At 50.9% G+C, this 13339-nt stretch carries 10 protein-coding genes; 6 read left to right on the forward strand and 4 right to left on the reverse strand.

What is annotated here, in order from left to right; translation table 11 throughout:
- Positions 1-141 precede the first annotated feature (141 nt).
- A complete protein-coding gene (locus tag HMPREF0860_RS10180) occupies positions 142-1608 on the forward strand; it encodes a DUF6938 domain-containing protein (protein WP_021330641.1) in 1467 nt (488 codons plus the stop codon).
- A 60-nt stretch (positions 1609-1668) separates the two neighbouring features.
- On the opposite strand, the gene HMPREF0860_RS10185 is transcribed toward HMPREF0860_RS10180, so the two are convergent.
- From HMPREF0860_RS10185 to HMPREF0860_RS10200, 4 genes are all read right to left on the reverse strand, one after another.
- Positions 1669-2295 carry a hypothetical protein gene (locus HMPREF0860_RS10185; protein ID WP_051169972.1) on the reverse strand — a complete coding sequence of 209 codons (627 nt, stop codon included), beginning with the start codon at positions 2293-2295 and terminating at the stop codon, positions 1669-1671.
- 32 nt (positions 2296-2327) lie between these two features.
- Entirely contained in the window at positions 2328-3620 is a 1293-nt protein-coding gene (locus HMPREF0860_RS10190; RefSeq protein ID WP_021330664.1) for an AAA family ATPase, read from the reverse strand.
- A gap of 13 nt (positions 3621-3633) precedes the next feature.
- Positions 3634-5208, reverse strand: coding sequence for a glutamate--tRNA ligase (gene gltX / locus HMPREF0860_RS10195; RefSeq protein WP_021330752.1), 1575 nt, complete (start codon positions 5206-5208; stop codon positions 3634-3636).
- A 94-nt stretch (positions 5209-5302) separates the two neighbouring features.
- Positions 5303-5752 (reverse strand): low molecular weight protein-tyrosine-phosphatase, encoded by a 450-nt coding sequence (locus tag HMPREF0860_RS10200; protein ID WP_038081318.1) that lies wholly within the window; start codon positions 5750-5752, stop codon positions 5303-5305.
- A 313-nt stretch (positions 5753-6065) separates the two neighbouring features.
- Between HMPREF0860_RS10200 and HMPREF0860_RS10205 the strand changes: the two genes are divergently transcribed.
- The 5 genes from HMPREF0860_RS10205 (at position 6066) to HMPREF0860_RS10225 (ending at position 13174) form a co-directional block, all read left to right on the forward strand.
- Complete coding sequence (locus HMPREF0860_RS10205) at positions 6066-8036, forward strand: FAD-dependent oxidoreductase (RefSeq protein ID WP_021330630.1); 1971 nt, start codon at positions 6066-6068, stop codon at positions 8034-8036.
- Positions 8037-8162: 126 nt separating this feature from the next.
- Entirely contained in the window at positions 8163-10067 is a 1905-nt protein-coding gene (locus tag HMPREF0860_RS10210) for a flavocytochrome c (protein WP_021330704.1), read from the forward strand.
- Positions 10068-10213: 146 nt separating this feature from the next.
- Positions 10214-11986 (forward strand): flavocytochrome c, encoded by a 1773-nt coding sequence (locus HMPREF0860_RS10215; RefSeq protein ID WP_021330771.1) that lies wholly within the window; start codon positions 10214-10216, stop codon positions 11984-11986.
- Between the two features lie 377 nt (positions 11987-12363).
- Positions 12364-12576, forward strand: coding sequence for a hypothetical protein (locus tag HMPREF0860_RS10220; RefSeq protein ID WP_021330690.1), 213 nt, complete (start codon positions 12364-12366; stop codon positions 12574-12576).
- Positions 12577-12619: 43 nt separating this feature from the next.
- A complete protein-coding gene (locus HMPREF0860_RS10225; protein WP_021330808.1) occupies positions 12620-13174 on the forward strand; it encodes an NAD(P)H-dependent oxidoreductase in 555 nt (184 codons plus the stop codon).
- Positions 13175-13339: the final 165 nt, after the last annotated feature.

The following is a 13339-nucleotide window of genomic DNA, read 5'->3' on the forward strand; positions in this document are numbered from 1 at the left end:
GAGAAAGCTGTTCTATCGATTTTATACGGCGGATGACCGGCCTCACAAAAGAGGAAGTCGAAAAGCTGTAAATCCCGCTCACCGCAATCGACAGCCGAACCGCGCCTTGCTCCGCGTCGTCCCTTGCATTACAATAGCACTATGAACCCGCACGGCTCTTACACTCAGGCGTTCGGCAATCCGATCGCGCCGTCCGAAGTGCGCTTTGCTTTTTTCAAATACCGTATGTGTCGTTTTCTTTTTTCGCGGGACGATACGCCCGTCGAACCGGGAGCCGTCGCCGCAGGGGAAGCGTACAACGATTTCGGTATGCTCACGATCGTCGACAAAAACAAAACGAAAGGAAAAGTGCGCGATATACAATCGAAACACGCGATCATCATCGGTACGATCCGCATGGGATTCGGACACTGGCGCATTGCAATCGCAATGGCGTCTGCGGCGAAGCACTTCGGCTATACGCCCTATCTTTTGGATTTGACGGCGTTCGACGGAAGCACGGCGCAAAAATCGATACGCTTTTTGCAGTATTGGTACGACGTGCTTTCGCGCGTTTCGCAGCGCTGGAAATGGTTCAACAAACACGTTTGGGAAAAAGCGACGTCCGTCGGGAGCAGACCGCTTTCGGCGTCGGTGAACGAACGCATCCTCTCGCAGCTTTTCGAACCGATTTTGGAATTGATTCCCGAAGACGTGCCGCTCCTTTCGATGCACCCGTGGGTCGGACACGCGGCGATCATGGGCGGCGTCAAAAACGTCGTCAGCATCATCCCCGACAATTACCCGATGGGATTTTGGCTCGTCGAAGGAAGCCGTCACACCGTGCAGTCGCCGTCGGCATACATGGGTTACCGTACGCTCCTTTCGATGGACGGCAAGTGCAAAATCACGCGCTGTCTCGAACCGGACACGCTGCTCGAAACCGGTCACTACGTCGATTACGAAATCGTATCGGCAATCGAAGGAGACTGCAAACGGCGGATAGAACGCATGAAAGAAGGAAAGCCCCGCCGCTTTTTGCTCACGATGGGAGGAGCCGGAGCGCAAGCGCAGCGTTTTGCGGATATCATCGAAACGTGCAAAACATTTATCGAAAGCGGCAATGCCGCGTTTTTCGTAAATATGGGAGATCACGCCGGACGATGGAAAGAACTCAAAGCGAATCTCGATAAGAGCGGCGTTTCATATACGATGCACACCGATTGGAACGCGACAAAGCGATTCGTCAAAGAAGCCGAAACGGACGACGTGCGCGGCGTTCACGTATTTTTACACGACGAATTCTACGCGGCCGTCTACTTAACGAATTTGCTGATGCACGCAAGCGATATCATGATCACAAAGCCGAGCGAACTGTCGTTTTACCCGATACCGAAATTGTTTATCCAGCGCGTCGGAAAACACGAAGCGTGGGGTGCAATCCGCGGCAGCGAAATGGGCGACGGCACGATCGAAACGGAAAACACATCCGACTTGCACCGCACGCTCGCGACGCTCATAGAAACGGACGATCTGCTCGAAATGTACATCAAACACATACGGCAAAACGCAAAAGCAGGCGTATATGACGGAGCCTACAACGCGCTTCGATTTGCATGCGAAGGGTAAACACCCATTACGGCGGCACGAACGACGAAGCGGCTGTATACGAGGAGCGTGAGCGGGGGCTCATCGAGCATCGTTATATTTTTCTACGGTACGTTTAAAATTATTAAAACTCGGCGATTTATTGTTGCAGACGTCCATATAGGGCGCTATCGTCGAAGCCCACTTTGATTTCTGCGTACCGATCGCTTGAAAACCGTCCTTTTTCAATTTTAAATGTCCGCCCTTACAGAGGGCATCCGCAAGCAGTTCCCACGTCCCGCAAATGCTGTCGTTTTTATAGCGGAGTAACACATTGTCGAGCGCCTTCGGATACGCTTTTTTAATCGCAGCTATATCGCCAAGCAGCCACGCTTCCCCTTCTTCTATGGCAAGACAGAATTCCGCTTTGGGCTTTACCGGACAATTATCCGACAAAGATTTCAGTTCGGATAAAAATTCTTTTTCATTACGGTCATCCAAATCGCATACGACGATAAGAATTTGTTCTTTGTCGACTTTATGCACATTACCGTATCCCCGCAATAATCGCGGAAGCTGTTCCAATAAAATCCTATTCGATACGCCGTGCGCGGTTTTCAGATTTTTAGGGATTATACCAAGTCCTTTGTACGCGTGAACACGAAAAGTATTTTTTGTATGTATAATAATTTTCGGCAGCAAATTATCGAGCATCGCTTTACCGGACATATCTTCCACCAATATTTCATAATGCACGGCGGTTAATCCTTATCCAAATATTCGCTATACCACAGACTTCCCAACGGAATACCTTCAGCAACCATATCTTTTACCAATGTATCATCGCTTGCACGATGAATTGCAGAAAAACCGTCGGCTTGCTTTTCAAGGATCCAAACTTCGTCCGGTTCAAGAGCGTTGACAAAATACGGCTGATGGGTTGTAATAAATAATTGGGAGCCGCTTTTTTTTTCGGCTGCATGTTCACGAAACTCAGCTGCGAGGATTTCCAATAATCTATGATATAAACCGTTTTCAGGTTCTTCTATACAGATAAAGGAATGAGGTTCGGGATCATCCATGAGCAGCATATACGTAAACATTTTAAGCGTTCCGTCGGACATTTGCTGCGCGTAAAACGGCGCTTTAAATCCCTGCCCGTAAAATTTCAAAAGCAAACGTCCGTCGGAAGAAATTTCGGTATCTATTTTTTCAAGCCCCGGTATTTTCTTGGCAATGCGTTCCAAAATCCCTTTGAATCGTTTCGGATGTTCCCGCTGCATAAACTGTACGACATTCGCAACGTTATCGCCGTGCACATCGAGATGCTTTTGTACGCCCGCAAGCGGCAATGCACGAGCCGAATCCGGAGAAAAGTAACTGACATACCAACCTTCGATAAATTTACGAAAGGCGGTAATACGGGGATGTTGCTTTAATGCTCCCAATGTCGTAATTGCCAAATGCCGGTTATCGTTAAGACGTACCACTTCCGTCTCATTTGTTTCTTCCGTTTGATCACCCGATTCGATTTTTGAAATAAGCGGATTTACATCAAATACCGTATGCTCATCTTCCTCAATCCGTTTTCCCAATGTTTTTCCTTTCCATGCAATACCCGTTCCGTCATTTAAAATCAAAAATGAAAACGGTCGGCCGTGTCCCTCTCCTCTTCGCCGCTGTCGCAACCGTTCGGTATAGATAAAAGGTCTCCGATTCTTATCCAATTTTATCGAAAATTCATACGTAATAGGGCTTTCTTCCGCACTCTCCCGATAATACAATTCGAATACCATAGGTTCATCTATGTTTTGACCTTTCGAAAAAATCTTTTCAAAGCCGCCGCGCACATCGCACGCATCTTCCACGCCCGTCTTTAAACAGTCGGCGATAAAACCGAACGCTTCAAAAATACTGCTCTTACCGCTTCCGTTCTTTCCGATAACGACGGTAAGAGGTGTCAAAGGTCTATTACGATTATTCCATAACTTTCCGAGTGTAATATCTTTCAGAGCTTTGTAGTTTCGGATTCGAAATCCCTGTATTTGAGGCATATTACCCCCCCCCTTAAAACTTCTCCAGCGTCTTTTCGATCCGCGAAAGACACCGCTCTTTTCCGAGTATGAGAATCGAGCCGATAAGCGGAGGACTTATTCTGCTGCCGGTTACCGCCATGCGTACGGGCATCATAAAATCTCCGAGTTTTACGCCGAGCGCTTCCGCTTCCGTCCTCGCAAGATTTTCCGCTTCTTCATGGCTCATACCGAAAGCCGCATCGACGAAATTTTTTGCGCGAAGGAGTATCTCTTTCGTTTTCGCCGCGTCGAGTTTTTTCGGAACGATCTCTTCGACGGGGGGCACGGCCGGTTCGGTAAACAAAAAGCGCACCATCTCCGCGGCGTCGGTCAAATAGTGGAGCCGCTCTTTAATAAGCGGCATGAGGCGCATAAGGGCGGCTTTTACGTCGGCGCTTGTCATCTGCATGGAAGCGTCAACGCAAACCGGTTCGCCGTCGTTTCCGAGCGCGATACCCGAATATTCCGGCCCCACACGCGGAGGCGGCAATTCACCGTCGGAATGGATCGGAAGAGCGGCATCGCCCGTTCCCGTGATAAACGGCAGCGTCATGCGGTAAAGCGCTTCGTCCGAAAGTATGCGGATATACTGTCCGTTATACCATTCGAGTTTTTTATAATCGAATACCGCAGGCGATTTATTTAAATGCTCGATTTTAAATAAGCGGCACAGCTCGTCGAGCGAATACATATCCCTGCCGTCTTCGTACGAACAGCCGAGCATCGCAACGTAATTGATAATCGCTTCGGGAAGATAACCGCGCGCGCGGAATTCATCGACACTCGTCGCGCCGTGCCGCTTCGAAAGCTTTTGACCGTCTTTACCGTTGACCATGGGCAAGTGACAGAATTCGGGATGCTTCCAGCCGAAAGCGCGGTACATTTGTACGTGCAGCGGCGTCGACGGTATCCACTCCTGCGCGCGCATTACGTGCGAAATATGCATAAAGTGATCGTCGACTATATTCGCCAAGTGGTAGGTCGGAAAACCGTCGCTTTTGAGCAAAACGGGATCCGGGCTGATATCTTCGTTTTTCCACGTGATCTTTCCGAGCAGATAATCGTGAAATTCCGTTTCGCCTTCGAGCGGCACTTTGAGGCGGATGACGTGCGGTTTTCCCGCCGCTATATTTTCCCGCACTTCTTCAGAGGTCAGCATACGGCAATGGCGGTCGTAACCCGGCGCCATTTTGTTTTCCGTTTGGATTTTTCGGATGCGCGCGAGGCGCTCTTCGTCGCAAAAACAGTAATAGGCTTCGCCCTTTGCGACGAGTTCTTCCGCATATTTTTTATAGAGATCGAAACGTTCGCTCTGCACATAAGGGCCGTAAGGGCCGCCTTTATCGCCGCCCTCGTCCCAGTCGATGCCGAGCCATGCCATCGTATCGTACAAATTCTTAACAAATTTTTCGTCGTAGCGCGTACGGTCGGTATCTTCGAGGCGCAAAACAAATTTGCCGCCCTGCGAACGCGCAAAAAGATAATTGAACAGCGCGGTGCGCACACCGCCGATATGCTGCATCCCCGTCGGAGAGGGAGCGTAGCGAACACGTACTTCGTTTTCCATAACGAATCGATTATAGCAGAATAATAACGCTCACGCAATTACGCGCATTGCTCGATGTATGTATGCGCGGCGGCCGCGCGGAACAACGGAACGTTTACGAAAGCTTTGCCGAAATCGCGCGGCAGCCTGCAAGCACGTCGTCCCACGTCGCATCGAAGTTTCCCGTATACCACGGGTCTGCAACGTCGCGATGCACGCCGCACCACTCGAGCAGTTTGCTCATTTTATGCTCGCGGTCTTCGCCGAATGTTTTCCGCATATAGTACAGGTTTTCGTCGTCCATGCCGATCAAAAAATCGTATGCGTCGTAATCGCTTCGTACGATCCTCCGCGCAGAGCGCGCTTCGTGCGCCACTCCCATATCGTCGAGCTTTTTTCTCGTGCCGCGGTGAATATCGTTTCCGATTTCTTCGCTGCTCGTCGCCGCCGATTCGATAACGAAATCGCGTTCCCGTCCCGCCTTCCGTACCAAATCTTTCATGACGAATTCCGCCATCGGAGAGCGGCAGATGTTTCCGTGACAGATAAATAAAATACGATGCATACCGTCAGTATACACGAAACAAAATAAAAAAAGGAGCCCTGCCGACGGCAGGACTCCAGAAAGGAGAGGAGAAAGCAAATCAGATTACGTTTGCTCTTGCATTCACCTTTCAAACAGCGATCGCGCAAAAAAGGTTACACGCCGCATCGTTACAAAACGGTATTTTACATTGAATAGTTTTAAATATTTTGTTATATTCGATTGTGATACCCGCTTTTCATAAAGTACCATAACATTATGGAAAAAATAATGGAAAATTTATCGCATAGCTTCGTTGTATGAAAATCATTTTATATCATTTGATGGAGGATATATGAAAAAGATTCGGCTTTTGCAAACGGCGGCGTATGCGCTTTTTGCAACTACATTCCTGTTCGGTGCCGGCGGAAAATCCCTTAAAAACGGAACCTACACGGCTGCAGTCGGCGGCATGAACGGCGACGTCGAAGTAAGCGTTACGATCAAGGGCAAAAAGATCACGCAAGTCGAAGTGACGAAAGAAGCGGAAACGCCCGGAATCGGTACGCGCTTAAAAGACATCAACGGTAAGGTTGTAACGGCCGGCGGACTTTCGCCGGTGGATGTCATTCCTCAGCGGATCGTCGAAGATCAAAGCATTAACGTCGATGTCGTAACCGGCGCTACGATTACTTCCCGTGCGATTACGGCCGCGGTAACCAAGTGCTTACAGCAGGCGGGCGGCAATCTTGCCGACTGGAGCAAAAAGCAAAAACCCGCTAAAGCTCCGTCGAATGCGAGCGCCGATGTCGTCGTTGTCGGCGGCGGGGGCGCAGGTCTTGCAGCCGCAATCGCAGCCGGACAAAAAGGCAAATCGGTCATCATCGTCGAAAAGACCGGCGAAGTCGGAGGCGACACGCTCGTGTGCGGAGCCATCTACAACGCCGCCGATGAAGCGCTGCAAAAAAAAGTTAAAATGTCGGATTCGGTAAAACCGACTATCGAAAACGCTCTCGCGGAAAATCCTGCAAGCGACGAACACGCGGCTCTTCAAGCGGCGGTGCGCGCACAGTGGGACGCATACAAAGCAAGCGGACGCACGGATCTCTTCGACTCGAAAGAATGGTACGCGCTGCAAACGTGGAACGGAGGAGATAAAGCCGCAAACCTCGACCTCGTCAAAACGCTGGCATACAACGCATACAGCGGATTAAAGTGGATCGAAGGACTCGGCATGCGTTTTTCCGATAAGATTGCACAGGGCGCGGGTTCTCTATGGCAGCGCACGCATACGAGCGTTATGAAACTCGGCACGGGCTTTCTTTCGACCTACATCGACAATATCGAAAAGATGGACAACGTTTCCCTCATGGTCGAAACGACGGCGAAATCTCTCGTCAAAGAAAACGGCAGAGTTACCGGCGTCGTCTGTGCGGACAGATACGGAAATAAATTTACGATTTCCGCAAAAGACGGCGTTATCCTTTCGACCGGCGGTTTCGGCGCAAACAGCAAAATGGTACAGAAGTACAACACGTCAGGCAAATGGAGCGATTTGAGCAAAGTCGGAACGACGAACCGCTTTTCCGCTTCACAGGGCGACGGCATAACCATGGCGACCGCCGCGGGTGCCGCTCTTGCCGACATGGAACAAATTCAGCTTTTGTACCTCGGCAATTTGCAGGACGGTCAGATATCGAAATACACGCTGCGTGCGGCAAACGGTACCGATCAGATCATCTTCGTAAACAAAGAAGGTAAACGCTTTACGAACGAAGGCGGCCGCCGCGACAACATCTGTCTCGCCGTTTTCAATCAGCCGGAACAGTTTTACTACGTTCTCGAATGTGCAGACGGCGACAAATACAAAGACATCAACGATCCGTCGTGGCGAAGTGCCGACGGCTTTACGTTCGACTACTGCGAAAAAAACGGCTTTATGTATAAGGCCGATACGCTCGACGCGATGGCTGCGAAGCTCGGCATGAATGCCGCAGTTCTCAAAGCGACCGTCGATGCGTTCAACGAGAGCGTCGCTTCCGGACACGACGAGTTCGGACGGACGCTCTATTCGGTAAAACTTGAGCACGGCCCGTGGATCGCAACACCCCGTAAAGCGTGCATCCACCACACGATGGGCGGCGTCGCCATCGACACCGATGCGCGCGTGCTCGACACGAACGGCAAAGCGATTCCCGGTTTGTACGCGGCCGGCGAAGTTACCGGCGACATCCACGGCGCAAACCGTCTCGGCGGCAACGCCGTCGTAGACACGGTCGTATTCGGCAAACTCGCAGGCGACACCGTCGTCGCGGACGCAAAATAACGATAGAGCCGATTGTATGCGATTATAAAGAAGAGGAAGTATCCTTGTTTATACCGCATACAGGTATAGTAAAAAGAAGCTGTCCAAAAACTTCAGTTTTTGGACAGCCCTAAAAGGGGGTAGGCTATGAACAAAGAACATCTTTCAAAAACGAAAAGAACGGCGGTCGCATTGTCTGCGATTGTTCTCTTGCTCAGCCTCGTTTCATGCGGTAAATCGAAATTCAAAGCAGGAACCTATACCGCTTCCGTCTACGGCAACAACGATTACATCAACGTACAGGTAGTTTTGACTAAAAATAAAATCGCATCGATAGATGTTACAAAGCATTCGGAAACGCGATTCCTCGGAGATGCGGCTATCGATACGATTGCGAAAGATATCGTCGAATACCAAACGCTCAACGTCGACAGCGTTTCCGGTGCAACCGTTACGAGCGCCGCCTTCAAAAGCGCCGTCTATCAATGTATAAAACAAGCAAACGGAGATACCGCGTCGCTGAACGCTCCGGTACCCCCGAAAGGGACGAAAAACGACAACGTCACAACGGAAAGCGCGGATATCATCATCGTCGGCGCAGGAGGTGCGGGACTGGCGGCAGCGGTAACGGCAGCACAAGCGGGCGCACAGGTCATCGTCATCGAAAAGATGCCTGTCATCGGCGGAAATACAGTCCGCTGTGCGAGTGCGTTCAATACGGCGGATCCCCAAAGGCAAGCGGCACTTCCGATGACCGATACGCTCAAAGCAGCCGTCGTCAAGGCTGTCGGAGAAAAACCGGCAAACGCCGCGCACGCAAAATTGATAAACGACGTCAAAGCGAAATACAATGCATACCTCGCATCCGGCTCTCAAACACTGTTCGACTGCCCCGAATGGCACGCGCTGCAAACATACAACGGCGGCGATAAAGTCGGTCACGTCGATTTGATCCGCACCTATACGGAAAATACGTTCGACACCTTGCACTGGATGGAGGGGCTCGGAACGCCGTTCCGCAGCAAAGTCAGCCAAGGCGCGGGTGCTCTGTGGCAGCGGACGCATCAGGTAGACGCCCCCGCGGGAACGGGGCTCATCGGCCCGCTGTATGACGAAGCGATAAAACACAACATACCGATCATTACGAATATGCGTGCCGAACGGATTATCGTCGAAAACGGAAAAGCGATCGGCGTCCGCGCAATCGACCGGTTCGGCAGCACGTACGATTACCGAGGAACAAAAGGTATCATCATCGCCACGGGCGGATACAGCAACAACAAAGAGATGCGTCAAAAATCGAATCCGTCTTTAACGCCCGATATGGTTTCTACAAATCAACCCGGAACAACCGGTGACGGAATTATCATGGCGGTCGCAATCGGAGCCGCTACGACGGGAATGGATTACGTTCAAACGTATCCGCTCGCGACACCCGGCAGCGGCACACTGCAAGGACGCGCACGGAAGATGTCCGGTCTTGACAACGTCATCGATGTCAACAAAGAAGGCAAACGATTTGTCAACGAAGACGCCCGCCGAGATGCATTTGTCGCTGCAATCAAAAAGCAAACCGATGCTATATGCTACGATATCAACGATGCATCGATCGTCGAAGAAAAAAATTCATTCAACGAAAATGTCGAAACGCTCGTATCGCTCGGACGCATCTATAAAGCAGACACGCTCGCGGGACTTGAAGAACAGCTTAAAATGCCCGCAGGCAGCCTGCAGGCGACGGTGGCCGAATACAATAAAATGGTAGAAGCCAAAAACGATCCCGTATTCGGACGCAAGCTGTTCGCAGATAAAATCGAAAAGGCACCGTTTTATGCGACCCCGCGCGCTCCGTCGATCCATCACACGATGGGCGGTTTATATATCGCTACAAATGCACAAGTTATGGATGTAAACGGCAAACCGATCGACGGTCTCTATGCGGCAGGCGAAGTTGTCGGCGGCATTCACGGCTCGAATCGGCTCGGCGGTAACGCGACGGCAGACGTTCTGACATTCGGCAGAATCGCCGCACGATCGATTTTAGCAAAGTAAACGGGTAATCCGCGGAAAGAGGGCTGTCTTAAAAACCGGTTACTTTTTCGGCAGCACCGCTTTCTGCGTATTCTTATAAATTTTAATAAATTTTGAAATTTCAAATTTATTAAAAATCAAAATCAAGCGTAACTAAGGAGTGTTACATGAAAAAGATCACATTATTTTTGTGTGCGGCCGCGCTGTTCGCCGGCACGGTAAGCGCTGCGAAAAAAGCGCAGGCACAAACCTATTCGAAAACGATTTCGGGGCACAACGCGCCGATGACCGTATCGGTCACGGTGAGCAACGGAAAGATCACCGACATCGATTATTCGAAAAACCTTGAAACGATCGGCGTCGGGAAAAAAGCGCTCGAAACGGTCGCCGCACGGATTATCGACAACCAATCGCTCGCCGTCGACGTCGTCACCGGTGCAAGCATTTCGAGCCGTTCGCTCATCGCTGCGGTGCGCGACTGTCTCGTGCAGTCGGGAGCCGACATTAAAAAATGGACACAGCCGAAAAAAGCGAAACAGCTTAAAGATGAAACGTACAACACGGACGTACTCGTCATAGGAGGCGGCGGCGCGGGACTTGCGGCTGCCATCTCCGCAGAGCAGAACGGCGCGAAAGTCATCGTCATGGAAAAAATCGGTTTGCTCGGCGGAAGCACGAACGTTTCCGAAGGCGCGCTCAACGCCGTAGATCCCAAGCGCCAAGTGCCGCAGGGTATCACCGATTCCGTCGAAACTTTTTACAACGCAACGATGACCGGCGGTCACAACACCGGCACGCCTTCTCTCGTCCGCTATATGACGAGCAATGCGCTTCCAGCAGTCGAATGGCTCGAATCGATCGGTGTGCAGTTTAAAGATAAAATCGGCGCCGCTACGGGCTCGCTCGGTCAGCGCAGTCACTACCCGAAAACGCCATCCGGCAACAGCTACATCAGAGTGTTCGAAGCGTACGCGGCAAAACATCCGAACATCACCGTCATCACGGACACGAAAGCGACGTCGCTTATTAAAAAAGGCGACAGAGTTTCAGGCGCGGTCGGAGAAAACAAAGGCAGGAAAATCACGGTCAACGCTTCCAAAGGCGTCATCATCGCAACCGGCGGATTCGGTGCAAACGTCGCGCTCCGTCAAAAAGTGAACACGGGCGTATGGAAAGAAGTAAAGCTTGACAATTCGATCGGCACGACAAATATGTTCCTGTGCGCACAGGGCGACGGCATTACGCTCGCCGAAAGCGCGGGCGCAAACGTCGTCGGTATGCCCGATATTCAACTCCACCCCTGCGGTACGCCGGGAACCGGTCTCATGGAAAACATCCGCACATCCGGCAAAAACCGCATCTTCGTCAACGCTTCGGGCAAACGATTCGTAAACGAAAACGCGGCGCGCGATACTTTGTGCAAAGCGATTTTCGCACAGGACGGCAGCACGTACTGGATCGTCGTCAATTCCATACGCTATCCGTCACGCGATTTCGTCGACAACAACGGCGCGACGATCGCAAACATGGTCGCGCAGGGGTCAGTCATCGAAGCTGCAACGCTCGACGAACTTGCGCAAAAGACAAAAATGAACGCCGACGACCTGAAAGCGTCGGTCGCACAGTACAACTCCGTCGTTTCAAAAGAAGTCGAAAAAGACGAACTCGGATTTACATCGAACAGCCCGGACGACAAAACGCTCGACGCAGGTCCGTGGTACGCGTGCAAAAAAGTTCCGACCGTACACCACACGATGGGCGGTATCCAAATCAACACGGATGCCGAAGTGCTCGGCGCGGACGGGAAACCCGTTCCCGGCTTATACGCCTGCGGCGAAGTTACCGGCGGTATTCACGGTTCGAACCGGCTCGGCGGCAATGCGATCGCAGACTGCATGGTATTCGGAAAAACGGCGGGTAAAACGGCGGCATCGCGCTGAATTAAATGCCGACAAAAAATTATTAATAATTAAATGATCGAACGGCGGGCATGTATAAAGCCCGCCGTTTGTTTTAACCGCATAAATATACGCTTCTTGCGTTTACAATACGGGCATGATATAGTTATTTCGATGAAAATCTAGCTTGATAACTGCTGTTATAACAGACCCTTTGACGATCAAACGGCGCTGAAAGTTCATCTTGAAGCGATTGCGAAATCGGCAATTCAAGCGGATATCAAACGCGGCATCCATAAACTTGTATGGCCGTATGTTAGGACTATGAAAACGCATATAACCCGTATGACGAAAAACGCCGAACAATCGGAGCATGAAAAAAAATTGCATCAGTTCATTTCAGAAACAGGAGGCACCGAATGACGGAGATAAAAACCGATACCGTTATCAAGACGGAAGGTATGAACGTTCTCATTGGAAACCTCGGCGCCGTCGATGCGGAGCGTTTCGTTGCACTGATAAATCGAGAAAGTTTTGATTATACGCAATGGCGCAAAACACATCTGCCGGATGATGACGTACGTACGATAAGTCATAATGCCGCAGTATATGCGGCAAAAGAAAAATTCTAAAAGAACAAATCGGATTCGATTCTCTGCATTTAAGGAGTTCTCCATGCCTAAAACCCTGATCATTCTCGCTCACCCTAATCTTTCTCAATCTATCGTCAATAAACACTGGGCAGCCGCGCTCAAACAACATGCCGATCGCTTTACCGTTCATGAACTCTACACCGTCTATAACCGGGGCAAGATTGACGCGATCGCCGAGCAAAAATTGATAGAAGCCCACGATGCGCTTGTGTGGCAGTTTCCCGTGTACTGGTTTAATTGTCCCCCGTTGCTGAAACAGTGGCTCGACGAAGTGCTGACTCACGGCTGGGCATACGGCTCAAAAGGCAAGGCGCTCGCAGGCAGAAAAATCGCGCTTGCCGTCTCACTCGGCGCACCTGCCGAAGACTACCGCACAGACGGTGCCGTCGGCTGCAGCGTTGCCGAAGTGCTGCGCCCGTTCGAACTCACGGCAAAATACTGTAACGCGGACTACCGTCCGCCGTTTGCCTTTCATACGATAGACAGCAATGCGGGATACAGCGAAGCTGCAGTGCAGGCGGCAGAGCGAAGCACAACAGATTATTTGGCATGGCTGGATGCGTTGCAACAAACGTGATACCGGCTGTAAACAAGGACGGACGCAGCCTCCGACAAAAAATTATTAATAATTAAATGATCGAACGGCGGGCATGTATAAAGCCCGCCGTTTGTTTTACCTTCCGCCGCTCCCGCTTCGAACGGCGGCGTGCGGTAAAAATCCGTTCCTTAAAATTCAACAGTC

The organism is Treponema socranskii subsp. socranskii VPI DR56BR1116 = ATCC 35536 (assembly GCF_000468115.1).
Classification (GTDB): domain Bacteria; phylum Spirochaetota; class Spirochaetia; order Treponematales; family Treponemataceae; genus Treponema_D; species Treponema_D socranskii.